Genomic DNA, 25,106 nt, shown 5'->3' with positions numbered 1-25,106 from the left:
AAGGGCGGTTGCCTGTTGCAGATTTCTGCACAGACAACCGCCTTTTTTATTTCGGATCTTCACCAATGATCTTTACTTCCCGTTCCAGTCTTACACCAAATTTTTCCTCCACTGTGTTCTGGACATGCTGGATTAATGCAATATACTCGGTCGCTGTTGCTTCGGCTTTGTTCACGATAAAGCCGGCATGTTTCCGCGATACTTCCGCCCCGCCGATCTGACTACCCTGCAGCTCACTGTCCTGAATCAGCTTCCCGGCAAAATATCCTGGCGGCCTTTTAAACACACTACCGCAGGATGGGTATTCCAATGGCTGTTTCGACTCCCTTTTAAAGGTTAAATCATCCATTACTGCTTTTATGTCTTCGTATTTTCCATGCTGCAGTTCAAAGGTAGCTTCCAGCACAATATATCCATTTTCAGGAATATTACTCGTACGGTAATCCAGATCCAGTTCGTCTGCTGTCAGCGTCAGCAGGTTTCCTTCCCTGTCAACAACCTTTGTGCTTGTTAATACATCTTTAATTTCACCGCCATAAGCACCCGCGTTCATAAACAGAGCCCCACCGACAGAACCGGGAATCCCACAGGCAAACTCCAAACCTGTTAATCTTTCGTTCAAGGCTTCCCGGGAAACATCAATAATTCTTGCGCCACTCTGGGCTATGACAGTGGTATCATCCACTTTTATATCTGTTAATTGCTGCAGGTTCATGACAATACCGCGTATCCCGCCATCTTTGACAATCAGATTGGATCCGTTGCCCAATAAGGTAAAGTCGACCTCTTCTTTATTTGCCAATTTTACAATTCCCTGCACTTCTTCATAGGTTTCAGGTCTCACTAAAAAATCGGCTTTTCCACCAAGATGTGTGTAGGTATGATTTTTTAACTGTTCATCCACCATCACATTTTTCTCATCTGTAATATGAATTAATTGATCGTAAATATGATGACCATTTGACACCTGTATCATTCCTTTAAAATATACTGCTTTTCCTATGTGCAATAAGGTACTCGCACACATATCACCATCTGTTATATTGTAAGTCATTCTGCCCGATCTTGCCACAGAAAAGAAGAAATAATTTTATCAATCTGCTCACTCTGATGGAGGGTACTATGGCCCATTTCCTCATCCACAATTATTATTTCCTGTATTTGCTCTACCGGCACGTACTTTTCCAAGGCTTGCACACTTTCCGGCGCTGCTACGCTATCACCTGTACTTCCCACATTCAGTACTTGGGTATACTCCGGAAACGTTCCTGTTTCCAGTAATTGATATCCGACTGAATCAGGTTTCAAATCCTCTGCTGCCGGATCATGGTGAATCCGAAAATATTCCTGGCTGAGAATACCGGCAAACGGTGCCCCCAATGCAACCAATTTATTTACATCCGGATAATCCCCGTTTTGATACTGGAGGGTGTATTTCAAGGAAACTATGCCACCCATGGAATGGCCAACCAAATTAACTTTGTCTGTGCCGTAATTCATTTTCATGGAATGAAGCACATCGGCAAGCCAGCCTGCAGTATCTTCAAAATCTGCACGGTTATTTTCAAAAACAACCTGCACAAGTTGCGGTCCACTGCTGTTTCCATTCAGGAAATATTCCTGTATTTCCCCACTTTCCCCAACATAGTAAACGAGCACTCTACTTCCCGTTTCATGCCTGTTTTCGAAACGGTGGAGCATTGGGCCCAAGGAGAAAAAAGTACCTTTATATCCGTGCACAAATACAGTCGGCTCACTGATTTTATCATCCGCTTCATAAGGAGCCCCGAGTAAAAAGAGCGATCCAATTATAATGATTAAGAATGCAGATAGCTTCTTCATGTTTAAATGTCTCACATACCACCCTCATTCCGGGACAGACACCCTGCCCCACTTTCTGTAAATAAAATCAACAGGACAAAGCATCTGCCCCTTTGTCCCGTTTATTTTACCACAGATGAATGATTTGAAACCTTTACGTTTGTTTACAGTAATGTTTCTATCCGGTGAAATACCGGTTCTTTGTTTTCAAAGGTGGATACGTATTTATAGCCAAGAGACTGAAGCAAGTCCAGAGATTCTTTGAAATCATAAGCCAGGGTTGTTTCCACATGGGAATCAGAACCGAGAGTAATAATTTCCCCGCCAAGGGATTTATAAAGCTTCAGAATGTCTGTACTCGGCATTCCGCTTTCCAGCCCGTACCTTTTTCCGGAAGTATTTAATTCTATCCCTTTACCGGCCGGTATTATTTCCCGGAATATCTCCTCAATGATGTCATGGAATTTCTCCTCGCTTTCCTGCCTTTTATAACGTTTGATCAAATCCAAATGGCCGAGCACCTGGAAGTTTTTAAAATGCTTTACACAGTACAGCAGTTCTTCGTAATATATCGCATAGGCTTCTTCCTGTGTTTTCCCTTCTAAAAAATCACCTGAATGCAAATCTTTTTTTTCTGTTGTATGCATGGAACAAATGACGAAATCAAAATGCTCTTTTTCTATTAGATCATTATATCTTTCCAACTGATGAGGCTGAACCCCAATTTCAATTCCTTTTTTAATCGTTATTTTTTCTTCGTATTGCTGCTTCGCTTCCTTTATTTTTTTATCATAGGCATCCAAATCAAACTCAAATACGATGGATGGGTCCGGATAATCATAGTCAATATGCTCCGTAAAGCAAATTTCATCGAGACCAAGCCGAATGGCTTCCTTAATTGTTCTTTCCATCGGTGTTTTGCAATCAGCTGAAAAATCACTGTGTATATGATAATCAAACATAAAAAATCCCCCTGTTCTTCTTGACTTTTATATATATCCTTATTAAAATACTACTATAAAACTTTACTTAGATAAAGTGATAAAGTAATAAAATGATAAAGCAACTGAAAGGGGTCATTTTGTGCAACCCTATGTATATGATAAAGAAAATGGCAGTAAAATAGAAGATTTTCAGATTCGGGAAGTGCTTCTGTCCAAGCTGAGGAACCGGTTTAAAACCTATGGCTATAAGCAGATTCAAACGTCTGCCTTTGAAGCTTATGATGTATACGCCAACATGACAGGCACTGTAAAAAAAGATGATATGATCAAAGTGGTTGATTCCTCCGGGAAAGTGTTGGTGCTTCGGCCGGATGTAACCATTCCCATTACCAGAATGGAAGCACGAAACAAACAGCCAACGCAGGATGAAAAACGCTATTTTTATATATTGGATGTGTTCCGGCAGCAAACAGCGCAAAACAAGCAAAAAGAACATACTCAAGCCGGCATTGAATACCTTGGAAAAAATACACCGGAAGTGGACGCCGAAGTAATTATGCTTGCGGTGCATCTATTAAAAGATTTACGTTTCACCAATTTTAAAATCGAGATTGGTCATGCCGGTTTTTTTAAAGAGTTAATTGCAAACACTTCTTTGACCGAAGAACAGCTCAGTCAGCTGCAATCGTATATTCAATCAAAAAACATGTCGGAAATGGAACCATTTCTTGACACTTTGCCTATAGAGTCGGATTTGAAACAGGCAATAATGCAGATTCCCATGCTATACGGCAGACCGGAAGAAGTATTAAAACGTTTAAAAACCATTTCCATTACCGATCAGCTTAAGCAGCAGCTGGAGAATTTAACCAGCGTATGGGAAGTGCTGGAGGCTTACCAAATCAGCAATGACGTCGTGTTAAACCTTGGTCTGATCAATCATATGGATTACTATACGGGAGTCATTTTTCAGGGCTTTGTTGAAAACGCCGGGAAACCAGTGTTAATGGGCGGACGATATGATCAATTGGGAGCCCAATATAACAAAAACATCCCCGCCATCGGATTTGCAGCTGAAGTGGATGTACTTCTGCAGGCAGTACTTCAACAAGGATTAATGGAGAAGAAGAAAGAAATGCATGATTTTCTTATTGTTTATGATAAGAAGAAACAAAAAGAAGCATTGGCTGCCGCCTATGCACTGCGCACCACAGGTTATCACGCACTCACCTTTACATCAGAAGAAGACTTTCAATCATCCGGCAGATACGAGATATATTTTTCCGTTGGAGGAAATGAATTGCGTACCAATGAAAAGAAACGGCCTTTTTATGATACAGAAAACCTCATCAGCATAGTAGAGGAAATGGAGGAGGACAACTAAGTGGAGACAATCACATTGGCAATGGCAAAGGGACGGACAGCAGAAAGCACCATTGAACTGTTAAAGTCGGTTCATATACATTTTCCCGACTTTCATGAAAAATCCAGGAAGCTCATTTTTTACAATGATGACCGCACGATTAAACTACTGTTCGTCAAAGCAGTGGATGTGCCGACTTATGTAGAAAAAGGAGCAGCTGATATAGGGATTGCAGGAAAGGATAATATCCTGGAATCCAAAGCAGACGTTTATGAAATGCTGGATTTAAAAATTGGAAGATGCCAGTTCGTCATTGCCGGAAAAGACAAAGAACAATTTGATCAACAGCAAAATTTAACCATTGCTTCCAAATACCCCAATTTAACGAAAAATCACTTTGCCAAAAAAGCGCAGAGAGTGGATACAGTGAAGTTAAATGGATCTGTGGAACTGGCTCCCTTGATCGGGCTGGCTGATTATATTGCCGATATTGTCGAAACCGGAACAACTTTGAAAGAAAATGGGCTTTCCGTCATTGAGAAGGTGGAAGATATCAGTACGAGACTTATTGTAAATAAAGCCAGTTTCGCGACAAAATCAGCGGAAATACAAGATTTTATTCAAAAATTAGACAGGGCTTTGAGGTGACAGGAAATGGAGATGCTGACAGCAAAACAGTTTACAAATAAATCCGCCTCCGCCGAGGAAACAGCAGTAAATCAAATAGATGAGCAAGTCACGGAAATCATTGGCCAGGTAAGAAAAAACGGAGATCGGGCCCTTTATTCCTATACAGAAAAATTTGATGGAGCAAAACTTGATCATCTCATCGTTACAGAGAATGAATTTGCAGAGGCCGAGCAGAAGGTTAAACCTTCTGTCATCCATGCACTGCAGAAAGCAAAAGCGAATATCGAGGAGTTCCACCGGCAGCAAGTAGAGAAGTCATGGTTTTTTGAAAAAGAAAAAGGCGTGACACTCGGGCAAAAAATCACTCCCATGGAGAAAGCAGGGATTTACATTCCGGGCGGAAAAGCAGCCTATCCATCAACCGTGTTAATGAACGTCATCCCTGCCAAAATAGCCGGCGTGGAAAACATCGCCATCACCACCCCGCCCCAGCCGGATGGCTCGGTAAACCCATATGTATTGACTGCAGCCCGGATCGCCGGAGCTGACACTGTCTATAAGCTTGGCGGAGCCCAGGCTATTGCGGCTCTTGCTTACGGAACAGAAACAGTGAAAAAGGTATCAAAAATTACCGGGCCGGGAAATACATTTGTCGCCCGTGCAAAAAAATGGGTGTTTGGGGACGTGGATATTGATATGATTGCAGGTCCAAGTGAAATTTGCATCCTGGCAGACGAGACAACAAATGCCAAGTACGCTGCAGCCGATCTGTTATCACAGGCCGAACATGATGAATCAGCCAGCAGCATTTGTGTGTCCACCTGCCGAACGACAGCGGAAAATATTTTAAAAGAAGTCAACAGACAATCCGCCACGTTGGAAAGGCGGCAGATTATGGAGAAGTCACTTGCACAGAATGGCAAATGTGTTATAGCGGAAAATATACAGGAAGCGTATGACGTCATTAATGAACTTGCACCTGAGCATTTACAATTAATGACAAACCACCCTTCCGACGATCTAGCTTTTATTAAAAACGCAGGTGCCATATTTATCGGTGAGTCATCAGCTGAAGTGCTTGGCGATTATTATGCCGGGCCTAATCATACCCTGCCGACTAACGGAACAGCCAAATTCTCATCCCCGCTTGGTGTGTATGATTTTGTAAAGAAATCCAGCATCATTCATTTTTCCCAAGAGGCCTTAATGGATGCGGCGGAAGATATTATTCAACTTGCCGAAACAGAAGGTTTAACAGCACATGCAAATGCCATTCAAGTTAGAAAGGATGACAAAAATGCGTAATGCATCGGTAAAAAGAGAAACAAAGGAAACGAACATAAATTTACGTGTGGACATTGATGGTGACGGTCGTTCAAACATAAAAACAGGAATTGGCTTCTTTGATCATATGCTTACACTCATGGCCAAACACGGCCTCCTGGATTTGGATGTGAACTGTGATGGAGATTTGGAAGTGGATCAGCATCACTCCGTCGAAGATATTGGGATTGCTTTTGGGCAGGCATTCGATCAAGCCCTTGGCAATAAAGAGGGAATGACCCGATATGCAACGATCACCACCCCGATGGATGAAGCATTATCCACGATTTCACTGGATATAAGCGGCCGTTCATATCTCGTTTTCCAGGTGGAAGGGCTAAAGGATAAAGTCGGCACCTTTGATACAGAACTGGTGGAAGAGTTCTTTATAGCCTTTACCAGACATGCCGGCGTTACCCTTCATGTTAATTTGCAATACGGAAGAAACACACACCATATCATTGAATCCATTTTTAAAGGGTTTGGCAGAGCAATAGACCTTGCCAGCCAAAAGAATGATCGAATCAAAGGAATACCATCAACGAAAGGCACGTTATAGCTTACGTTGAAGATAGGTCTATCCCCGAAAGGAAGCATGTTACATGATCGCAATCATAGATTACGGTGCAGGCAATATTAAAAGTCTGCAATTTGCATTAAATAGATTACATCTAGCCTCCGTTCTTACAGCGGATGAAAAGAAAATTACAGATAGTGATGCCATCATTCTTCCTGGTGTCGGGGCATTCCATGACGCTATTCAAGCTCTTTATCATTCAGGTTTACCGGAGATTTTACAAAGAGAAGCGAAAAAAGGTAAACCCATACTCGGCATTTGTCTTGGGATGCAGCTATTTTATGAAACAAGCTATGAAGATGGGGAATGGGAAGGACTTCAACTGTTAAAAGGAGAGATTCATAGAATCAGCAATTCTGTGAAAGTTCCCCATATGGGATGGAATACACTGACTAAGCATCAGCACGTTCCCCTCTTAAATCAGATTAATGAAGACGACTTTGTATATTTTGTCCATTCCTATAAAGTTGCTGCCCTTGATCACAAGACACTTCTGGCCAGCACGAATTACGGCGGGGAAATCCCTGCCATTGTCCAACAGGATAATATTACCGGCATGCAGTTCCATCCGGAAAAAAGCGGAGCAGCCGGATTACAGCTTTTAAAAAACTTTGGGGAGATGATCTCATGATTCTTTTTCCGGCCATTGATATAAAAAACGGAAAGTGTGTAAGGCTCATTCAGGGTGATTATAATAAAGAAACCATATACAGCACATCCCCTGCCGATATGGCAATGAAGTGGGAGAAAAAAGGAGCCGAATACCTTCACATTGTTGATCTTGACGGAGCAAAAACAGGAACCGCTGCAAATGAGGACGTCATCAGCCGGATTACCGGAAATGTTTCTATTCCTGTCCAAATTGGTGGAGGGATCCGCTCCATGGAAACGGTGAGAAAATATGTGGAAGCCGGTGTGTCCCGGGTCATTATCGGTACAGCAGCGATTAATGACAGAGATTTTTTACACAGCGCTGTCAAAAGCTATGGAGAGAAAATTGCTGTCTCTATTGATGCGCGTCATGGCTATGTAGCCACCAATGGATGGACGGAAACGAGTGAAGTGAAAGCTGTTGATTTGGTGAAAGAGTTGGAATCCCTTCGTGTGAAGACAATTATTTATACGGATATTTTAAAAGACGGCATGCTGAAAGGGCCAAATTTTGCTGAACTTCAAACCATGAATGAGGCAGCTTCCATTCATGTCATCGCTTCAGGCGGGGTCACTACAAAAGAGGATATTCGAAAATTAAAAGAAGGAAAATTGTACGGCGCCATCATCGGCAAGGCATTATATGACGGTACTTTATCGTTTGAAGAAGCATTGGAGGTGGAAGGAAATGCTGGCTAAACGCATTATTCCGTGTCTGGATGTGGACAAGGGAAGAGTAGTGAAAGGGAAGAAATTTAAAGATATTCAGGATGTGGATGATCCTGTGGCACTGGCGAAGAGGTATAACCGTGATGGTGCAGATGAACTGGTCTTCTATGATATAACGGCATCTAACGAAGCGCGTAATATTTTTTTGGATATTGTAGAAAAGGTGGCGGCAGAAAATGCTATTCCGTTCACTGTCGGCGGGGGAATCCGCACATTGGGTGACATTCACAGCATACTCCATGCCGGCGCCGATAAAGTGTCAATCAATAGTGCTGCCGTTCAGAACCCGGATCTTATTAAAGAAGCAGCCTTGAAATTTGGTTCCCAATGCATTGTTCTTTCCATTGATGCCAAAAAAACCGGTGAGAACAAATGGGAAGTGTTTACCCACGGGGGGCGAAAAAATACGAAAAAGGACGTTCTGGAATGGGCAAAACAGGGTGAAACGCTTGGTGCCGGTGAAATTGTGCTGAATGCCATTGAAACAGATGGTGAAAAAAGTGGCTATGACCTGGCCTTAATGCAAGCTGTAGCCTCTGTGGTCAATATACCAATTGTAGCAAGCGGCGGAGCCGGAAAACCTGAACATTTCTCAAGCGTTTTAAGAGAAGGCTATGCAGATGCTGCATTGGCAGCTTCTGTTTTTCATTATAATGAAATCCCCATTCCGGCATTAAAAGAATATCTGGCTGAAGAAGGAATTGCTGTCAGGAGGAATACGTAATGACGATTAATATTAATAACCTGTCCTTTGATGAAGACGGATTGATTCCCGCCATTATTCAGGACGTACAGACAAAAAAAGTACTGACTTTGGCATATATGAATAAAACATCCCTACAGAAAACACTGGAAACCAGGGAAACATGGTTTTACAGCAGAAAGCGCCAGGAGCTCTGGAATAAAGGCGAGACTTCCGGAAACAAACAAATCGTAAAACATATCAGCTTTGATTGTGACCAGGATGCCCTCCTCATCCAAGTGGATCCTTTGGGACCGGCATGTCATAAGGGTGAGGAAACATGCTTCCACAATACCTTATTTCAGGATAAAAGCGCAGCATCCGATGTGATTGACATGCTCACGGATAACATAAAAGAACGGAGAAAGAATCCAAAAGAAGGCTCCTATACAACCTATCTATTTAACGAAGGAATTGATAAAATCCTGAAAAAGGTCGGGGAGGAAACGAGTGAGGTTATTATTGGGGCAAAAAATAATGACAAACAGGAAGTCACATGGGAAATTGCTGATTTAACCTACCATACGCTTGTGTTCATGGAGTTACTTGATGTTTCTGTTTCTGATATTCAACATGAGTTACGTAAAAGACATATTCAAAAAGAAGGGAATCAGAATGAGTAAATTCTGGAGTGAAACAGTCAGACGTGCAAAACCTTATATTCCGGGTGAGCAAATAAATGATCCCGGCATCATCAAACTGAACACCAATGAAAATCCTTATCCTCCTTCTCCAAAGGTAAAAGAGGCAATGAATCTGGAGCTGGAAAAACTGCACCTTTATCCGGACCCTTCAGCGGCACCTTTTAGAGACGCAGTTGCCGACTATTATGGTGTTGATAAGGAGCGGGTTTTTGCCGGAAACGGTTCAGACGAATTACTCGCCTTTTCGTTTATGGCTTTCTTTGAAGGACATAAAAAAATACGTTATCCTGCTGTTACGTACAGTTTTTACCCAGTGTATGCCGATTTTTTCCATATCCCGGTAGAGGAAGTGCCGTTAAACAGAGATTTCACCCTTCCTGTGGAAGCATTCTTCCAATCCGAAGGCGGTGTGATTTTTCCGAACCCAAATGCGCCGACAAGTATTTATTTAAAACAGGAGTTCATCAGGGAGATTGCCGAAAATAATCCGGATAACGTAGTCATTGTGGATGAAGCTTATGTGGATTTTGCCGAAAAATCCGCCGTGGAATTGACTGCCCACTATGAAAATTTACTTGTCATCCAGACATTGTCCAAATCCCGGTCTCTCGCAGGATTGCGTGTCGGCTTTGCAATAGGTCACCCTCAATTAATTGAAGGATTAAACCGGGCAAAAGACTCGTTTAACTCATATACCATTGACAGGTTGGCTATGGCAGGTGCCCGATCTGCCATTCTGGACAGAGTATACTTTAAAAAAACGAAAGAAAAAATTATCCGTACGAGAGAATGGGTTACAAAAGAAATGAAAAAAAGAGGATTCCATGTGCTGCCTTCACAGACCAACTTTATTTTCGCCTGTCACTACCAGAAGAATGCCAGTCAATTATATGAAGACTTAAAAGCAAATGGGATATTGATCCGATACTTTAACAAACCGGAGATAGATAATTATATTCGTATTACAATTGGCACAGATGAGCAGATGGAGACATTTTTTGAGAAGCTGGACCTGGTGATGCAGGGAGGTTCCTTTATATAGTTATGAATGAGGCACTTTTGTTCCATTTGGCCACTTATCCATAAAATGTCATTGTCCATAATCATTTTTTAAGAGCGAAAATAAAAAATAGCATACCAGCTCACTATTAGCAGTGATTGGTATGCTATTTCATTTGTCATTCTAAATCATATGCTCAATATCCGCGTTTTCCCTCAGTTCTTCCAATTTCACAGGCAACTGTTCCTGTGTCTTTTGATTCTCCAGTTGCGCACGGATCAACGCTTCCAGTTCATCCAATTCTTCGATATCTTCATTTTCTTCTCTCATTTGCTCATAAAATTCTTCTACTTCTTCGTCGGACACTTCAATATCGAGTTCAGAATTAATATATTCCTCTGTAATTAAATCGTCTCTCAGTTGCGTTTTAAATTCTTCTTCTGTTAAATTAAATTCTTCAAGCACAATGGATAGCTGTTCTTCATTTTGTTCCTTCAGTTCATTAAATTCGTTCTCTACTTCATCCTCGGTTACTTCAATGCCTACCATTTCTGCATCCTGGCTGATCAGCTGCTGTTCCACCAAAACGTTTAGCGTTTGTTCCCTCAGTAAATCAAGGTCACTGGCATCTTCTCCAAATTGAGCCATTTGCATTTTCACCTGTGTATAAATTGGATTATAACGATCGCCTTTTATTTCATCTCCATTGACCGTCGCAACAAGTGTATCCGGTGACACCCTTTCATCTTCGGAAATATCAACCTGTTCATCCACCGGTGCTTCCGGGTTTCCGGTTTCTTCCTCATCATTTCCGCACGCAGCCACGATTACAGACAAACTAATCAGAATGCTTAAAATAAAAAGTTTTTTCACATAAATACCTCTTTTCTTACCCTTGTCCTTTCATCTAAACACATTTCATGCTTTCAACGCAAGTCCTGTACGGATCTTCCTTCTTTACCTTATTCACATAAATTAAAGAAACGAGGCTGGGAATAACTTTAAAGTCTCGAAGAAACTCCTAACAAATCATGGTGATGGAGTATCACCTGCCGCTCCGGGAATATACTTCGCTTTCACCACGGGCACAAGTGCGACATCTGGGACTGCGCTAAATGCTCGTCCCACCGAAAAGCATTGGGACTGCGCGTAAATGCTCGTCCCACCGAAAAGCATTAATCAAACTCCCGTTGGTCGTTTTCTTAGTGTCTTCTTTGCTGCAGGCGGCTGATGAGCCTCCTTGCCCCGACAAGGGGTATGCCGACGTTACCCGCAAAGGGTGTTTTTAGTCGGCCTTCATTAATGTTGCCCTGTGGGGTCTCATCGATGCCTTTTCTCCTGCTGGACAAGTAACGCTTCGGCAGCATTACATCTTCGTGAGAAAATGCATAGCATTTTCAAGGGGTCTCCGTATATTCCCGGAGCTGGGTAAGTGGTTTGTTTGGGTTTTTCTCGATAAAATTAGTTAAGTCCCAGCCTCGTCCCATTAATCCAGGCTTTCCTGAATTTCTTTGATCATTTCGTTGACGGAGATCAGTCCGCCGCCGGATAGGTACCAGTAATCCGGATTGAGATAATATATATTGTCGTTTTCATATACTTTTGTATTCTTAACAAGCTCATTTTCCACGATTTGCTGTGCATTGGACTCGCCGTTAACAGCTGCTCCTCTGTCAATCACATATAAACGATCCGGATCCTGGGAGGTCACATACTCAAAGGAAACATTCATTCCATGTGTGGAAGCCTCAATCCCATCATCGACCGCAGGCACATCAAATTCATCATGAATTATACCAAACCTTGAACTCGGCCCATAGGCGCTGATTTTGTCATCATTGGCCATAATAATAAGTGCATTTTCATTCATTTCTGTTGTATTTTCCTGTATTTCAGAGATGGTATTTTCCATTTCTGTTAACTCTTGTTCTATTTCTTCCTGCTTATCAAAAATATGAGCGATCGCCTCCATGTTTTCCTTAAAGGAATCCATATAGCGGGTTGTATCTACACCAAGATGGACAGTTGGGGCCAATTCCATAAATTGATCGTATAATTCCGCTTGACGAGCTGAAATAATGATTAAATCCGGATCGATTTCTGCAATCTTTTCAAAATCGGGTTCTTTCAGGCTGCCCACATTTTCATACTCGTCAGCTTCGTATTTCTGTAAATAATCGGGAGTATTTCCTTTTGGTATCCCTGCCACTACATCAAGTTCAAGTGCATCCAATGTATCCAGCATACCAAAATCAAACACAACCACTTCCTGCGGGTTTTTCTTTACATCTGTTTCACCCAGCTCATGGGTTATGGTTACCATTTCGTCATCAGTGTCTGCATTACTGCCATCACTTGCATCAGAAGATCCGCATGCTGCAACAATAACACCTAATAATCCAATCATACATATATATATAATTTTTTTCATAGTAAGTAAAACCCCAATTCATTTATAAGATTTATACAGTCCGGTGAATTTTAACATGCTCATCCAGACTGGCATACATGGTTAATGGTCAGAATATTCACTCTATATGTTAAGCAAATTATTTTACGATATCTGTTTTGTAAGATAAACTTAAGGTTCAGTTGAATTCCTTTATAATAAACCAGTGATTTGCACTGCATTATTATAAGGGGTTCTTTTTTTATTTTCAGTGTTTGTGGGCTTGTCGACGAGCCCGGTTTTTCCATACATTGATTGCCGGCAATTCAGTTATATTAGAAATAAACACAAATACGTTTATTATCAATGTTTTTTATATCAATATCCATGTCATAAATATCCTTCAACACACATTTATCAATTACATCGCAGGCTCTTCCCTGTTTGACAACTTTCCCATCTTTTAAAGCAACAATATTATCGGAATAGCAGGATGCAAAATTAATATCATGGATAACAATGACTACCGTCTTTCCGAGCTCATCCACCAGTTTGCGCAATATCTTCATAATTTGCACGGAATGGCGCATATCCAGGTTGTTCAGCGGTTCATCAAGTAAAATGTACTCTGTATCCTGGGCAATCACCATAGCGATATGGGCACGCTGACGCTGACCGCCACTTAACTCATCCAGATGTTTATCCTGTAAATCACGCAGTTCCATATAATCTATCGCTTCGTCAACCTTTTCCCAATCCGTTTTATCCAGCCTCCCCTGGGAATACGGGAAGCGTCCAAAGGAAACCAGCTCGCGGATCGTCAACTTCAGGTTAATGGAATTGGACTGTTTTAAAATGGAAATCTTTTTAGCCAGTTCATTGTTCTTTGATTTCAAAATATCCTGCCCGTCAATGGTAATGTCTCCATCATCTCTTGCTATAAGTCGACTAACCATTGAAATCAATGTACTTTTTCCGGCTCCGTTCGGTCCGATAAAGGAGGTAATGGTTCCCTTTTCAATCTTAACGGAAACATCTTCAATGACCTTTTTCCGGTTATACGTCTTAAAAACATTTTTTATATCTACCATGATTTATTCTCCTTTAACAAAAGAAATATGAAGTACGCACCGCCTGCAAAGTTGATAATTACACTAATCGTCGTCTGAAATGTGAATACTTCCTCCACAATAAACTGACCACCAAGCAATGCAATAATACTGATCAGCACGGAACCTATAATTACATAAAAGTGCCGGAATGATTTCAGGTACTCATAAGCAATATTTACAACGAGCAGACCGAGAAAAGTGATTGGCCCGATCAACGCAGTGGCAACTGAAATTAAAATAGCTACCATAATTAAAACATGCAGTACGACCCGATCATACGGGACACCGAGATTAATGGCGTGATCTTTTCCTAATGCAATAACATCCATATATTTATAGAATCTTAAAAAGTAAATGACGACAAGAATGACAATACCTACGGATAAGTACACTAATTCGGTGTTTACATTATTAATGCTCGCAAACATCCGGTCCTGCGCCACCATGAATTCATTCGGATCAATCAGCACTTGCATAAATGAAGTCAGGCTTCCAAAAAAGGTACCAAGAATCATTCCAATAAGCAGAAGAAAGTAAATATTACTCTTTTCTCCCTTAAACAAAAGACTGAAAAGAATGATGGAGAAAAGCACCATACTTCCAATGGAAATAAAATAGTTTATTTCACTGTTCATCATAACAAGTGAACCGGAACCAAATATGAAAATGATGACAGTTTGTATTAATAAGTACAGGGAGTCAAGTCCCATAACCCCCGGTGTCAAAATCCGGTTATTCGTGACAGTCATGAATAAAGCTGTTGCAAAGGCAATGGCTCCACCGGTTAAAATGATGGCAACCACTCTAATAATTCGTCGCGGTAAAATATATTCAATATTTCCGCTGAGATCATAAAATACATACAAGAGTGCTAGTAAAGTTGCGATAATGGCGAGTATAATCAATTTTTTTCTAGAATCCATATTTCTTTCTCCTCAGCAGCAGGTAAATGAAAATACCGCTTCCTATTACTCCAACAGTCAGGCTGATGGGAATTTCGTATGGATAAATAATTACTCTGCCAATGATATCGCAAAATAATACAAATACTGCACCCAGCAATGCGGTATGTATCAAGTTGTTTTTCAAATGATCTCCCTGATAGATCGTAACAATATTGGGGATAATCAAACCAAGAAACGGAATGACCCCTACCGACAGTACAACTGCTGCTGTGGCAAGTGCCACGATAATCAGACCCAAATTGACTACCTGGCGATAATTTAAACCCAGGTTTTTGGAGAAATCCTCTCCCATTCCGGCTATAGTAAATTTATTTGCGTAAATATAGGCGAGTATGAGAATGGGAATACTGACAAACATCAGTTCATAATTACCACTCATGATCATGGAAAAGTCGCCCTGCATCCAGGATGTCATATTTTGAATCAGGTCATTCTGATAGGCAAAAAAGGTGGATACGGAATTAATGATATTACCAAACATTAAGCCGATTAACGGGATAAAGATCGCATCTTTAAATTTAATTTTTTCCAGTATCTTCATGAAGATAAATGTGCCCAATAAGGCAAACGCAAAAGATACAACCATTCTCTGAAAAGGACTGGCTGAAGCAAAAACCATCATGGATACTAAAATACCCAGCCGGGCTGAATCCAAAGTCCCCGCAGTCGTCGGGGAAACAAATTTGTTTCTGCTTAACTGCTGCATAATCAGTCCGCATATACTCATACTTGCTCCGGCAATCAGTATGCTGAGCAGCCTCGGAAGCCTGCTGATGAGTAATACTTGTTCCTGTTCTTCAGTTAAATGAAATATATCTAATGGTGAGATATCGGAAACCCCTAAAAATAAAGAGGTAACTGAAAGAACGATAAGTGCTGTAACCAAATACCAAATTTTCATACGCTGACTCTCTCTTCAAAGCTCTCCGCTTCCAGTGTTTACTTTAAAATTTTACTTGGAACGACAATATCAATTGTCCTCCATCGTCTGCCGGTTATGTGTATTGTCCTGTTATTTTGTAAACCTTCGTTCTGTAATTATATCCAGCAGCATGCATGCATATATAGTATAAATTTTCCAGTTCCTGCCGCTAATAATAACGATTATTATCTTTTAATAAATCTAATTAAGAATGATATTCATTATCAATTAGACTCTTAATTATTAGTATAGCAGATTAGATGTGTTCGTCAATATAAATCAACTGACAAATTCAATTTTTTTGTGACATGTGTCACCGCAAATTAATCCGCAATGGAGAGCAAATTCTCGTTTGAACCCTTGACATGACTGAAATAAAAGCACTTATTCCTCTATTTTAAAAATTGCTGCATAAGATTTATTAAAATGGAATTTTTTTCTAATTTGCGGGTGAGATATCTCTTTGGATGGTGATTGCATTCTCAATGAATTACAAGTTTAGAAGACTATTAACCAAAAAGCTTTCGCGGATGTGGAGGTTTTTTCATCGTCCATAGAGTAAAGAAGCACCGCAAATAAAAATACAACCTACAGATTCATTTTCCATAGGTTGCAATAATTGGTGTTCATTCTGTTTCACAGCCTTCATCCGTACAGTAAGTAGTTTTTGACTTTTTCGGATTTAATGACTGGAGCACGGGCTGCTCATTTTCTTCCTCCCATACTTTTGTCAGTACTTCGGAAAATACTTCATTCGGTTGCGCTCCGGAAACAGCATATTTTTCATTAAAAACAAAAAAAGGAACACCCTGAACGCCGATTTTTCGTGCATTTTCCTCATCGGCACGCACATGGATGGCATAGTCATCCAGCTTGAGCAGATTTGTTACTGCTTCTTCATCCAGGCCAATTTCTTTCGCAAGTTCAATTAATGTAGTGTGGTCACTGATCAGTTTTGATTCAGTGAAATAAGCATAAAGCAGCCTTTCCGTCATTTCTTTCCCTTTGCCCTGTTCTTCTGCATATTTGGCCACACGATGTGCATCAAAGGTGTTTGTATGCTGCATCGTGTCAAAATGATATTCGAGCCCTACCTCTTTCGCTTGTTCTCCAACCGATTCATTCATGCTTTTTGCCTGTTCCAACGACATACCTTTTTTACTTGCCAGATATTCATGCATATTCTTGCCGGGATTTACCTCGGCATTAGGGTCCAGTTCATAGCTTTTATACTCTACTGTTACATTTTCTCTATGTTCGAATTTTTCCAATGCATGTTCCAATCTTCGTTTGCCAATATAGCAGAATGGGCATACAAAATCTGACCAAACTTCGATTTTCATGAAAAAACACCTCATTTCTAAGCTCATTGTAGCACAGCAAGCTAATTTCCATAAAATATTGTGCTTAAGATAACAAGGTATTCTGGTATGCAATTAATGTATGTTATCACCATCTACATAACGGCCGTGATCCGGCACTGCCAGACTTTGAAAGTTATCTGCCAGCCGCCTGAGACCTTCTGTTAAATCTTCCCCTTCCATTGCTTCACCATGGCCGGGCACCACCACTTGCGGTCGGATTGCTTCCAAAGCACGCAGCGATTTATAGGCAAGTTGCCAATCTGTAGTTAAGTACCTCGGAGGACCATTTACCTCCTTCTCCTGGGTGAGTACATTATAAAAGGAATCCTGTCTGACCGTAACAAAAGCATCTCCTGAAATAAGCAGGGAATCTTTTCTCCGGTAAAAAGAAACATGCCCGGGAGTGTGCCCTGGGGTATGCATCCATTCCCATCCATCCAATCCAGGCACGGAATGATCATCAGGCAGTGCTTTCACCCGACTTCCCAGGTTAATAGCTTCATTTGGATAAAGACCTGATATTTTTGCCAGCATGCCGCCTTCCACCGACATATCCGGTTCAGGGTAATCTTCCTTTCCCTGTAAATAAGGCAATTCCATTTCATGGGCATATATGGTTACATCCCATTCATCCATCAGGTCTGCCAGACCACCGACATGGTCGAAGTGGCCATGGGTTAAGATAATTGCTTCCGGTCTGCTTCCCTTGCCAAAACGTTCATTTGCCATTTCTTTAATCTCTGCTCCAGCATGAGGCATTCCCGCATCCACAAGCACCCATTTCCCGTTTGGCTCTCCAATAAAAATAATATTTGCTATCTGATCGGTATAATAGTAAACATCCTTGGTTACCTCTCTGCCCGTTCCGCTATTCACGGAAGTCATGGGGATAAATGTGTCATGTCCCCTTTGTTTTCTTTCCTGATCCATATATTTCACGTTCCTTCCTTATATTTTTTCCATGGAAAAAATAAGCTTTTACCAATCCTTTAACCGACCATCCAAGCACCGCTAGACTATGACGAAAAGCTCCTGACACTTATGCAGTGAGAAAGGTTTTATACTTATTTACTGACAAAAAACAACCACCCTTATTTTTGGAAGAGTGGTTGTTTTTATGCACTGCTTATGCTTCTTTTTGCAGCGTTCCATCTTTTTTAAAAACTTTTAAAGAGGTGCCTTTATTTTTGGCAACTTCTTTTGCACGATCAACGGCATCCTGCTTGTTTTTATACACTTTACTTGGTTTCTTTGCATTACTTGATTGAACAGCCCACCCATCGCCATGGGCTACGACGTGTTGTGCTTCTTCCAGCCGCTCCGGATTATTTTCATGATTTTTCCCAGTTTCCGAGCGTTTCGTCGGTTTTCCGCTTTTTTTGTATTCTTCTATTTCGGATTTGGATGCGTTCTCCCGCCATTCTTTTGCCTGTTCGATGGCTATCGGGATCGCACGCCCTTCATCATAACCTTCGTCCACCATGGAATTGGCGATATCGATGGCTTTCTTTTTGGCCGCTTCATTTAAATTTTTCATGGAGGAAGGGTAATCATTCAATGTCCAAGGCATGGTAAGTCCTCCTTATCCATTTTGTAATAAAATACCCTCCCTGGAAGATATAAAACATAACCGCTTAGCTGTTTTCCTCCAGCAATGACCTGCCCATAACACTTACGCGTTTCGTATTTTTCAGTTCATCCAATGTTTTCACACCGATACCAAACATCGTCATTTTTAATTCCAATTCGATTTGTTCCATAGTTGTCATGACAGCTTCTGATGATTCGGTGGCAGCCTGCAGCAATTGACGAGCAAAACCGATAATATCTGCGCCAATGGTAATGGCTTTTGCTGCATCCACCCCGGTTTTCATCCCGCCGCTGGCCACCAATGGTACATTCGGCAGCCTGCTTCTCACCGAGTTAAGGCAATCCTTCGTTGGCAGTCCCCAATTATTGAAGGCTTCAGCTGCTCTATTTTTCAATGGATCCTGGGAACGTAGCTTTTCCACCTGGCTCCAGGACGTCCCGCCGGCACCAGCTACATCAATATAGGATATACCGGCATTATACAATTTTTCCGCAGCAATCCCATCAATGCCAAAACCGACTTCCTTCACTCCTACCGGTACATTCAGTTTTTTGCAGACTGCTTCTATTTTCGGGAGCAGATTTTCAAAGTTTAAGTCCCCGCCATCCTGAACCGCTTCCTGGAGCGTATTTAAATGAAGAACAAGTGAGTCTGCTTCTGTCATATCGACGATTTTCTGTGCTTCCGCTGCACCATAGCCGTAATTTAACTGAACGGCACCCAGGTTGGCAATAAGCGGAACCGTTGGGGCGCTTTCACGAATCATAAAGGACTTCTTATGGGCATCACTCTCCAGCAGGGCTCTTGTCGACCCCAGCGCTACAGCCCAGCCTTTTTCCTCTGCTGCTTCAGCCAGATTATGGTTGATTTCCGATGCCAGTTCAGAACCGCCTGTCATGGAGCTGACAAGAAATGGCGCCTTTAATTCCTTCTGTAAAAATGAACTGTTCAGCTCAATATCAGCAAAATTAATTTCCGGCAATGCATTATGTATGAAAGAGATCCCTTCCAATCCTGTTGATTTATCGACGCCTTCCACATTCTGTGTTAAACAAAGGTGTATATGTTCTGTTTTTCTTCTGTTAATATCTGTTTCCATGGTAAACCCTCCTAACTGGATTTAAGATGCAGCATTTTTCGCTTTAACCTTTTCTCTTTAAAATATGGGTGAATTGTTACGAGATAAACACCCAATAAGACCATCATCATGCCGCTCAACTGAATCAATGTAAAAGCAGCTCCATAAAGGAAAACAGCAATAAATGCTGTACAAATCGGAACAAGGTTCAAATATAAACTCGCCTTGCTTGCGCCAATCTGTTTAATTCCGTAATTCCATAAAAGAAAGCCGACAACCGATGAACAAACAATCATGAAAAGCATTTCCATCCAAGCCTGTCCGGACATGGCAGGCAACAAATGCCAACCATTTTCAAACAGGGACCCCATTCCGAGCAAAACACTGCCCAGCAATGTAGTTAACGTCGTTGTCACTATGGGAGAAACATCACGCATCACTACTTTGCCCAGCAGTCCATGGGTAACCCAGCAAGCCAGGGCTAATAAGAATAGCATATCGCCGGTATTAAACTGCAGCTGCAATAATGCTTGTACAGACCCCTTGGAAATAACAACAATAACCCCGACGAGGGATAATGCAAGTCCCAACCCCAGGCGCTTATTCCAAGTCTCACCAAGAAGAATGACGGCTCCCAGGGTAATCAATACCGGTGTAGTTGCTATAATTAGTGATCCGTTTATAGGTGATGTTATCCCCAGGGCAATAAAAAAGAATAAATTATAGCCAAAAATACCAGTCAGTGCCATAAACAGAATAGGTATCCACTGTTTTTTAATGGCACGGATATCTATTTTTCTTTGCAGTAAAACGATCATAAATAAAATAATTCCTGCTGTTCCAAACCGGAAGGCAGCAGCTGTAATGGGAGGTATTTCTGTAATTACATGTTCTGCAGCTACAAAAGCCCCTCCCCAAAATAACGGGACCAGCAATAACCAAAAATATATTGCCATCGATGAGTCTTTTTTCATTTCCACCCTTCTCTCCAGCGAACCTGGACAACTCGCCTTCTGGATATAATTTTACTTGTTTTAATACCGAAATGAAAGGAAAAGGAGCTTAACATTCATAGTTTTATGCTATAATGAGCACACCATTTTATGGAACCAACATTTATTGTTGTAATGATCTGTTTCAGGAGGTAATTAAATGAAACAAAAGGCAAGGTACTTTGCAGAAAAGGCGCATGAGGGACAGTTTCGAAAGACTTCCGGCGCTCCATATATTACTCACCCCATCCGAGTGGCTGAAAGACTGGAGAAAGCAGGGTGCAGCCAGGAAGTGGTAAGTGCCGGCTATTTACATGACGTGGTGGAAGACACTCCCTATGAAATCGAGGATATACACCGGGAGTTCGGTCCCCGTGTTGCCGAATTGGTTGCTGCCCACACAGAAGATAAATCAAAAACCTGGCAGGAAAGGAAGCAGCATACCATCAATACAGTAAAACATGCTGAAAAAGATGTTAAATATTTAATCATTGCAGATAAACTTGATAATCTCCTCAGTATGGAAAAAGATCTTACCATATTGGGTGAAGCAATATGGGAGCATTTTAATGCCGGATTTGACAAACAGAAATGGTATCACCAATCCATAGCAGGTAATATGTATGAAGGCTTGGCAAAGGAAGACATACCTGCATTTTTCAGGGAATTTGAAGACGCTGTGAAAAGGGTTTTTGATTGAATTTTCCCATAACCATATACTGTTGTATATCAGTTCCCTCCTTTCTTTCGCTTCTATAAAAAGCATTTTCTCCCAATTTAGTACTTTAGACTTATATCGACCGTGCCGATATAAATAAGGACTGTATCACTAATTGGGGGATATATAATGAAGAACAATAAATGGAGAAAGCTAAAACAGAAAAAACAGCGCGACAAAAAATTTAATTGGAAAAACGTAAGAATAGGCAAAAAATATGTCTCCGTTTACATAGTAACTGCCCTATTATTTATTGCAGCAACAGTGGTTGTCTATTTTCAGCTGAGTGAGGTGCGGGAGGATATAGCAACCATTGAAGAACAGAGCCAGCGAGTAAATGACATGGCCGAGATGGCTGAAATACTACAGGCAAAAGATGTACAGACTGCGGATTATCTCCTTACAGGAAACACGGCCTTCATTGATGCGTTCCATGCATATCAGGATGCATTTCATGTGCTTGAAGAAAAAATCGCACCCACGATGACTACAGAAAGAGAGCTTGCTTTATTTGAACAAATAACTACGAATAACGAGATTATTGATAATGCATTTACCGATCGCATGATTCCATCCATGGAAGAGGGACAGGATGCGATGGCTGTTTCATTGCGGGACTACTCTTCCCGTTTACGCACACAAACAGTGGAAGAAATAGAAAAATTAATGGAAATTGTCGCCGCCGATCAGGCAGGTTCAGTGGAGAATGCCGAGAATAATATGAACTCAAGCATTATCGTCTTGGCTTTGGCAAATGCGCTGTCTATAATTATTGGTATTACTTTATTGGTGTGGATCAGCCGACGAATTTCACTAAACCTTCGGGATGTAGTTCGGATGACAAAGGAAATGGCAAATGGCAACCTGCAAGCAATGTCTATAAATTATCAAGGGAAGGACGAGATTGGACAATTAGCTGCTTCAGTCAACCAAATGAAAGAGAATATACGGCAAATCCTTGGTAAGGTGACCAGCGCGTCAGGATCGGTTAACGAGAGAAGTGAAGAACTTACCCAGGCAGCCAACGAAGTAAAAGAAGGGAATATACAAATCGCAACGACAATGGAAGAGCTATCCACAGGCGCTGAAACTCAGGCAAACAGTGCCTCAGAACTATCAGAAAGTATGAGAACTTTTGTGGAAAAAGTAAAGGTATCGGAACAGAACGGAGAGGCTGTTTCGGCTAACTCAAAAGACGTGCTTCAACTAACACAGAAAGGAACATCACTGATGAATGAATCCATAGACCAAATGAAAAAAATTGATACAATCGTAGCTGAATCCGTAGATAAAGTACAGGGGCTGGATCATCAGTCAAATGAAATATCAAAGCTTGTCAAAGTTATTAAAGATATAGCTGATCAAACAAATCTGTTATCCTTAAACGCAGCCATTGAAGCCGCCAGAGCCGGCGAACACGGAAGAGGGTTTGCTGTGGTCGCCGATGAAGTACGTAAGCTGTCGGATCAGGTAGCTGCTTCGGTGGGTGAAATAACACAGATTGTAAATAATATACAGTCGGAAACAGAAGAAGTCGTAGAAGCCTTGAATGATGGTTACCACGAGGTGCAGGAAGGAACCGGTCAAATCAGAACAACAGGAGAAAGCTTTGAATCAATTTATACCGCCATAACAGATATGGTAGATAAAGTATCCAATATAAGCGGAAACCTAAAGGAAATAGCTGATAACAGCACCAACATGAATAATTTAATTGAAGAAGTCGCCTCCGTTTCCGAAGAATCCGCAGCCGGCGTCCAGGAAGCAGCAGCATCTGCAGAAGAGACATCCAGCTCCATGGAAGAAGTATCCTACAGCGCAGATGAACTCGCAAAACTCGCCGAACAACTGGACGATGAAGTAAAAACATTTAAACTCTAAGTGACATAGGGCTTCCTCATGGGGTCTGACCCCTCAATTGTGAATGTTGGGAATTGTGCGAATTGGGGGGTCAGACCCCAACTACCAAACTTTTTTGGCCTGTTCCAGTTCACTTAACTGAACGGGCCGTTTTTGCATGGAAAAAGGGCACATTGTGTTATATTTCCTGATCTTTTTATTTATTACTTTGATATCCTTTTCATTTTTCGCAGTATGCACCAGTAGGGAAATTTCCTTTTGTAACTTTAACCAGGGAGGTACATATCCTGCATCTTTCGCTATTTCCTGGAAATTCTGCAGTATATCTTTTTGCATGTAGCTTTTAGGGAGCGGTTTTCCTTTACCTTTATAGTTATAGTTGTCTTTCTCACCGGAGGCATCTAAAATATCACCGATTAAATCATTATGTTTTCTGTCCATCATGTTTCACCCTCAATGTTGTATTTCAAATCTTCACGGTAATAGATTTTTACACCCGGCCTCAATACAAAAAAAGAAAAAACAAAAGAACAGATCAGCATAATAAGTGCCAATGTTACAATGGTGATTCGGAGTGAAATGATGTCAGCCAAAAAACCAATGGCAAGTATAAATATTACTTGCACAGCACTTTGGATTAGCTGGTAAATACTTGTCACTCTTCCCATAACCTCTACAGGCACATTATTTTGATAGAAAGTCATTATACCTGCGTTTAGAAACACATTAAAAAAACCAAGGATGACGAACCCGACAACAATAGATGCAAATGACCAGGAAAATGCATAAATGACGTAGCCTATTGTCGTCATTATAAGACCGAAAACAATCATATGTCTAAGCGAGAATGAATTTGAAAAGATCGACAGTAAAGCAGCACCAGTAACAGATCCGATGCCGGTTATACTGATCAGTAAACTATATTCCATTTCTGAAAGCCCGATTACCTGCTGCGTAAAGACCACTTCCTGCGCATCCATGGCAAAAGTAAAAATCATTACCAAAATGAAGCCCAGATAGATATAGGATACATATTTATTATTAATCATAAATTTCCTGACAACGGTAAAATCACGAACCACTTGGGAGAAAGTTAACGCAGGTATTTCTTCTTTAGACTTGTTTTCTTTTTCAGGTAAAAATAATAATAGAATTGCCGATATAACAAAAAATACGCCATTCATCCATAATGTTATTTCTACTGAGGTTGCTAATATGAGGGCTCCCCCGATTGCAGGCCCGATAATAAATGCACCGGAAGTCGCAAATGAACGTATGGCGTTAAATCGTTTTCTTTTCTCCGGTGGAATAAGTATGGTTGTATACGTCGTTGAGGATGGAGTGAAGAAGGCCCTCGCCACACTTAATATGATAAGAATTCCATAGATTACTGCCATACTTGGCGCAAATGGGATGAGGAATATAAATACTGACCTCAATATGTACGTTGTAATGATAACTTTTCTCTTACTTCGATAATCAATGAAACTGCCGGTCCAGAATTTAGTTACAATATTTGTTAAAGGGCCTACAATCCATAATCCTGCAACGGCTGCAGCTGATCCTGTTAATTGGTAAACCATAATATTTATCGCAACCAGATAAATAAAGTCGCCTATACTTGAAATACCAATGGAGGACAATAATATTACTGGATCCTTCCAGCTTTTTATACTTTTGTTCATCTGAAG

At 41.1% G+C, this 25,106-nt stretch carries 26 protein-coding genes; 11 read left to right on the top strand and 15 right to left on the bottom strand.

All coding sequences use genetic code 11. From position 1 onward, the window contains the following. Positions 1-46: 46 nt before the first annotated feature. The 3 genes from murB to ACZ42C_RS17755 form a co-directional block, all read right to left on the bottom strand. Positions 47-976, bottom strand: coding sequence for a UDP-N-acetylmuramate dehydrogenase (gene murB, locus ACZ42C_RS17765; RefSeq protein WP_461180543.1), 930 nt, complete (start codon positions 974-976; stop codon positions 47-49). A gap of 74 nt (positions 977-1,050) precedes the next feature. Beyond that, positions 1,051-1,857 (bottom strand): alpha/beta fold hydrolase, encoded by an 807-nt coding sequence (locus tag ACZ42C_RS17760; protein ID WP_461180460.1) that lies wholly within the window; start codon positions 1,855-1,857, stop codon positions 1,051-1,053. 128 nt (positions 1,858-1,985) lie between these two features. Continuing rightward, positions 1,986-2,783, bottom strand: coding sequence for a histidinol-phosphatase HisJ family protein (locus ACZ42C_RS17755; protein WP_461180459.1), 798 nt, complete (start codon positions 2,781-2,783; stop codon positions 1,986-1,988). Positions 2,784-2,904: 121 nt separating this feature from the next. On the opposite strand from ACZ42C_RS17755, the gene hisZ reads away from it, so the two are divergent. Genes hisZ through hisC form a run of 9 tightly spaced genes read left to right on the top strand, consistent with a single transcriptional unit; the run spans position 2,905 to position 10,466 of the window. Next, on the top strand, positions 2,905-4,149 hold the full coding sequence (hisZ, locus tag ACZ42C_RS17750) for an ATP phosphoribosyltransferase regulatory subunit (protein ID WP_461180458.1): 1,245 nt from the start codon (positions 2,905-2,907) through the stop codon (positions 4,147-4,149). Further along, a complete protein-coding gene (gene hisG, locus ACZ42C_RS17745) occupies positions 4,150-4,776 on the top strand; it encodes an ATP phosphoribosyltransferase (protein WP_461180457.1) in 627 nt (208 codons plus the stop codon). It abuts the gene before it with no gap. Positions 4,777-4,782: 6 nt separating this feature from the next. Next, the gene (gene hisD, locus ACZ42C_RS17740; protein ID WP_461180456.1) at positions 4,783-6,063 is read left to right on the top strand and encodes a histidinol dehydrogenase; all 1,281 of its coding nucleotides are present in this window, start codon (positions 4,783-4,785) and stop codon (positions 6,061-6,063) included. Then, entirely contained in the window at positions 6,056-6,640 is a 585-nt protein-coding gene (hisB, locus tag ACZ42C_RS17735) for an imidazoleglycerol-phosphate dehydratase HisB (protein WP_461180455.1), read from the top strand. Before hisD ends, hisB begins: the two co-directional genes overlap by 8 nt. 43 nt (positions 6,641-6,683) lie before the next feature. Then, a complete protein-coding gene (gene hisH / locus ACZ42C_RS17730; protein WP_461180454.1) occupies positions 6,684-7,289 on the top strand; it encodes an imidazole glycerol phosphate synthase subunit HisH in 606 nt (201 codons plus the stop codon). Continuing rightward, entirely contained in the window at positions 7,286-8,008 is a 723-nt protein-coding gene (gene hisA, locus ACZ42C_RS17725; RefSeq protein ID WP_461180453.1) for a 1-(5-phosphoribosyl)-5-[(5-phosphoribosylamino)methylideneamino]imidazole-4-carboxamide isomerase, read from the top strand. Before hisH ends, hisA begins: the two co-directional genes overlap by 4 nt. Then, positions 7,998-8,762 (top strand): imidazole glycerol phosphate synthase subunit HisF, encoded by a 765-nt coding sequence (gene hisF / locus ACZ42C_RS17720; RefSeq protein ID WP_461180452.1) that lies wholly within the window; start codon positions 7,998-8,000, stop codon positions 8,760-8,762. Before hisA ends, hisF begins: the two co-directional genes overlap by 11 nt. After that, on the top strand, positions 8,762-9,403 hold the full coding sequence (gene hisIE, locus ACZ42C_RS17715; protein ID WP_461180451.1) for a bifunctional phosphoribosyl-AMP cyclohydrolase/phosphoribosyl-ATP diphosphatase HisIE: 642 nt from the start codon (positions 8,762-8,764) through the stop codon (positions 9,401-9,403). The genes hisF and hisIE overlap by 1 nt, the downstream gene beginning before the upstream one ends. Then, positions 9,396-10,466 carry a histidinol-phosphate transaminase gene (gene hisC / locus ACZ42C_RS17710; RefSeq protein WP_461180450.1) on the top strand — a complete coding sequence of 357 codons (1,071 nt, stop codon included), beginning with the start codon at positions 9,396-9,398 and terminating at the stop codon, positions 10,464-10,466. Before hisIE ends, hisC begins: the two co-directional genes overlap by 8 nt. A gap of 141 nt (positions 10,467-10,607) precedes the next feature. Here the strand turns inward: hisC and ACZ42C_RS17705 are convergent, their stop codons facing one another. The 10 genes from ACZ42C_RS17705 to ACZ42C_RS17660 all read right to left on the bottom strand — a co-directional run bounded on the left by ACZ42C_RS17705 (position 10,608) and on the right by ACZ42C_RS17660 (position 20,819). Then, positions 10,608-11,297 carry a SurA N-terminal domain-containing protein gene (locus tag ACZ42C_RS17705; protein ID WP_461180449.1) on the bottom strand — a complete coding sequence of 230 codons (690 nt, stop codon included), beginning with the start codon at positions 11,295-11,297 and terminating at the stop codon, positions 10,608-10,610. 613 nt (positions 11,298-11,910) lie between these two features. Next, positions 11,911-12,855, bottom strand: coding sequence for a siderophore ABC transporter substrate-binding protein (locus ACZ42C_RS17700; RefSeq protein WP_461180448.1), 945 nt, complete (start codon positions 12,853-12,855; stop codon positions 11,911-11,913). A 293-nt stretch (positions 12,856-13,148) separates the two neighbouring features. After that, positions 13,149-13,904, bottom strand: a complete 756-nt coding sequence (locus ACZ42C_RS17695; RefSeq protein ID WP_461180447.1) for an iron ABC transporter ATP-binding protein — start codon at positions 13,902-13,904, stop codon at positions 13,149-13,151. Further along, on the bottom strand, positions 13,898-14,848 hold the full coding sequence (locus ACZ42C_RS17690; protein ID WP_461180446.1) for an iron chelate uptake ABC transporter family permease subunit: 951 nt from the start codon (positions 14,846-14,848) through the stop codon (positions 13,898-13,900). Before ACZ42C_RS17690 ends, ACZ42C_RS17695 begins: the two co-directional genes overlap by 7 nt. Further along, positions 14,838-15,791, bottom strand: coding sequence for an ABC transporter permease (locus ACZ42C_RS17685; protein WP_461180445.1), 954 nt, complete (start codon positions 15,789-15,791; stop codon positions 14,838-14,840). Before ACZ42C_RS17685 ends, ACZ42C_RS17690 begins: the two co-directional genes overlap by 11 nt. A 647-nt stretch (positions 15,792-16,438) precedes the next feature. Continuing rightward, positions 16,439-17,155 (bottom strand): DsbA family oxidoreductase, encoded by a 717-nt coding sequence (locus ACZ42C_RS17680; RefSeq protein ID WP_461180444.1) that lies wholly within the window; start codon positions 17,153-17,155, stop codon positions 16,439-16,441. 93 nt (positions 17,156-17,248) lie between these two features. Further along, positions 17,249-18,106, bottom strand: coding sequence for an MBL fold metallo-hydrolase (locus ACZ42C_RS17675; RefSeq protein ID WP_461180443.1), 858 nt, complete (start codon positions 18,104-18,106; stop codon positions 17,249-17,251). A gap of 196 nt (positions 18,107-18,302) precedes the next feature. After that, on the bottom strand, positions 18,303-18,746 hold the full coding sequence (locus ACZ42C_RS17670; protein WP_461180442.1) for a DUF2188 domain-containing protein: 444 nt from the start codon (positions 18,744-18,746) through the stop codon (positions 18,303-18,305). Positions 18,747-18,810: 64 nt separating this feature from the next. Continuing rightward, a complete protein-coding gene (gene fni, locus ACZ42C_RS17665; RefSeq protein ID WP_461180441.1) occupies positions 18,811-19,866 on the bottom strand; it encodes a type 2 isopentenyl-diphosphate Delta-isomerase in 1,056 nt (351 codons plus the stop codon). A gap of 11 nt (positions 19,867-19,877) precedes the next feature. Then, positions 19,878-20,819: a DMT family transporter gene (locus ACZ42C_RS17660; protein ID WP_461180440.1), complete on the bottom strand. Its 942-nt coding sequence runs from the start codon at positions 20,817-20,819 to the stop codon at positions 19,878-19,880. A 178-nt stretch (positions 20,820-20,997) separates the two neighbouring features. Here ACZ42C_RS17660 and ACZ42C_RS17655 point away from each other — a divergent pair, with 178 nt between their 5' ends. Together ACZ42C_RS17655 and ACZ42C_RS17650 are read left to right on the top strand one after the other, a co-directional pair. Further along, a complete protein-coding gene (locus tag ACZ42C_RS17655) occupies positions 20,998-21,537 on the top strand; it encodes an HD domain-containing protein (protein WP_461180439.1) in 540 nt (179 codons plus the stop codon). 147 nt (positions 21,538-21,684) lie between these two features. Beyond that, positions 21,685-23,436, top strand: a complete 1,752-nt coding sequence (locus tag ACZ42C_RS17650) for a methyl-accepting chemotaxis protein (RefSeq protein WP_461180438.1) — start codon at positions 21,685-21,687, stop codon at positions 23,434-23,436. 81 nt (positions 23,437-23,517) lie between these two features. On the opposite strand, the gene ACZ42C_RS17645 is transcribed toward ACZ42C_RS17650, so the two are convergent. Together ACZ42C_RS17645 and ACZ42C_RS17640 are read right to left on the bottom strand one after the other, a co-directional pair. Then, positions 23,518-23,859 (bottom strand): DnaJ family domain-containing protein, encoded by a 342-nt coding sequence (locus ACZ42C_RS17645; RefSeq protein WP_464891299.1) that lies wholly within the window; start codon positions 23,857-23,859, stop codon positions 23,518-23,520. Continuing rightward, complete coding sequence (locus tag ACZ42C_RS17640) at positions 23,856-25,100, bottom strand: MFS transporter (RefSeq protein ID WP_461180436.1); 1,245 nt, start codon at positions 25,098-25,100, stop codon at positions 23,856-23,858. The genes ACZ42C_RS17645 and ACZ42C_RS17640 overlap by 4 nt, the downstream gene beginning before the upstream one ends. Between the last annotated feature and the right edge of the window lie 6 nt (positions 25,101-25,106).

The organism is Virgibacillus kimchii (assembly GCF_055379185.1).
The sequence above is the reverse complement of the archived record's forward strand: the minus strand, read 5'-3'. Positions and strand labels throughout refer to the sequence as shown.

Excerpts from the sequence above, each read along its gene's own strand:
- hisIE (WP_461180451.1), top strand. The coding sequence starts at position 8,762 with ATGACGATTAATATTAATAACCTGTCCTTTGATGAAGACGGATTGATT.
- hisF (WP_461180452.1), top strand. The coding sequence starts at position 7,998 with ATGCTGGCTAAACGCATTATTCCGTGTCTGGATGTGGACAAGGGAAGA.
- ACZ42C_RS17700 (WP_461180448.1), bottom strand. The coding sequence starts at position 12,855 with ATGAAAAAAATTATATATATATGTATGATTGGATTATTAGGTGTTATT.
- ACZ42C_RS17640 (WP_461180436.1), bottom strand. The coding sequence starts at position 25,100 with ATGAACAAAAGTATAAAAAGCTGGAAGGATCCAGTAATATTATTGTCC.
- hisC (WP_461180450.1), top strand. The coding sequence starts at position 9,396 with ATGAGTAAATTCTGGAGTGAAACAGTCAGACGTGCAAAACCTTATATT.
- ACZ42C_RS17650 (WP_461180438.1), top strand. The coding sequence starts at position 21,685 with ATGAAGAACAATAAATGGAGAAAGCTAAAACAGAAAAAACAGCGCGAC.
- ACZ42C_RS17755 (WP_461180459.1), bottom strand. The coding sequence starts at position 2,783 with ATGTTTGATTATCATATACACAGTGATTTTTCAGCTGATTGCAAAACA.
- murB (WP_461180543.1), bottom strand. The coding sequence starts at position 976 with ATGATACAGGTGTCAAATGGTCATCATATTTACGATCAATTAATTCAT.
- hisA (WP_461180453.1), top strand. The coding sequence starts at position 7,286 with ATGATTCTTTTTCCGGCCATTGATATAAAAAACGGAAAGTGTGTAAGG.
- ACZ42C_RS17680 (WP_461180444.1), bottom strand. The coding sequence starts at position 17,155 with ATGAAAATCGAAGTTTGGTCAGATTTTGTATGCCCATTCTGCTATATT.
- hisB (WP_461180455.1), top strand. The coding sequence starts at position 6,056 with ATGCGTAATGCATCGGTAAAAAGAGAAACAAAGGAAACGAACATAAAT.
- ACZ42C_RS17675 (WP_461180443.1), bottom strand. The coding sequence starts at position 18,106 with ATGGATCAGGAAAGAAAACAAAGGGGACATGACACATTTATCCCCATG.
- ACZ42C_RS17685 (WP_461180445.1), bottom strand. The coding sequence starts at position 15,791 with ATGAAAATTTGGTATTTGGTTACAGCACTTATCGTTCTTTCAGTTACC.
- ACZ42C_RS17695 (WP_461180447.1), bottom strand. The coding sequence starts at position 13,904 with ATGGTAGATATAAAAAATGTTTTTAAGACGTATAACCGGAAAAAGGTC.
- fni (WP_461180441.1), bottom strand. The coding sequence starts at position 19,866 with ATGGAAACAGATATTAACAGAAGAAAAACAGAACATATACACCTTTGT.
- ACZ42C_RS17645 (WP_464891299.1), bottom strand. The coding sequence starts at position 23,859 with ATGATGGACAGAAAACATAATGATTTAATCGGTGATATTTTAGATGCC.
- hisH (WP_461180454.1), top strand. The coding sequence starts at position 6,684 with ATGATCGCAATCATAGATTACGGTGCAGGCAATATTAAAAGTCTGCAA.
- ACZ42C_RS17660 (WP_461180440.1), bottom strand. The coding sequence starts at position 20,819 with ATGAAAAAAGACTCATCGATGGCAATATATTTTTGGTTATTGCTGGTC.
- ACZ42C_RS17655 (WP_461180439.1), top strand. The coding sequence starts at position 20,998 with ATGAAACAAAAGGCAAGGTACTTTGCAGAAAAGGCGCATGAGGGACAG.
- hisD (WP_461180456.1), top strand. The coding sequence starts at position 4,783 with ATGGAGATGCTGACAGCAAAACAGTTTACAAATAAATCCGCCTCCGCC.
- ACZ42C_RS17670 (WP_461180442.1), bottom strand. The coding sequence starts at position 18,746 with ATGCCTTGGACATTGAATGATTACCCTTCCTCCATGAAAAATTTAAAT.
- ACZ42C_RS17690 (WP_461180446.1), bottom strand. The coding sequence starts at position 14,848 with ATGGATTCTAGAAAAAAATTGATTATACTCGCCATTATCGCAACTTTA.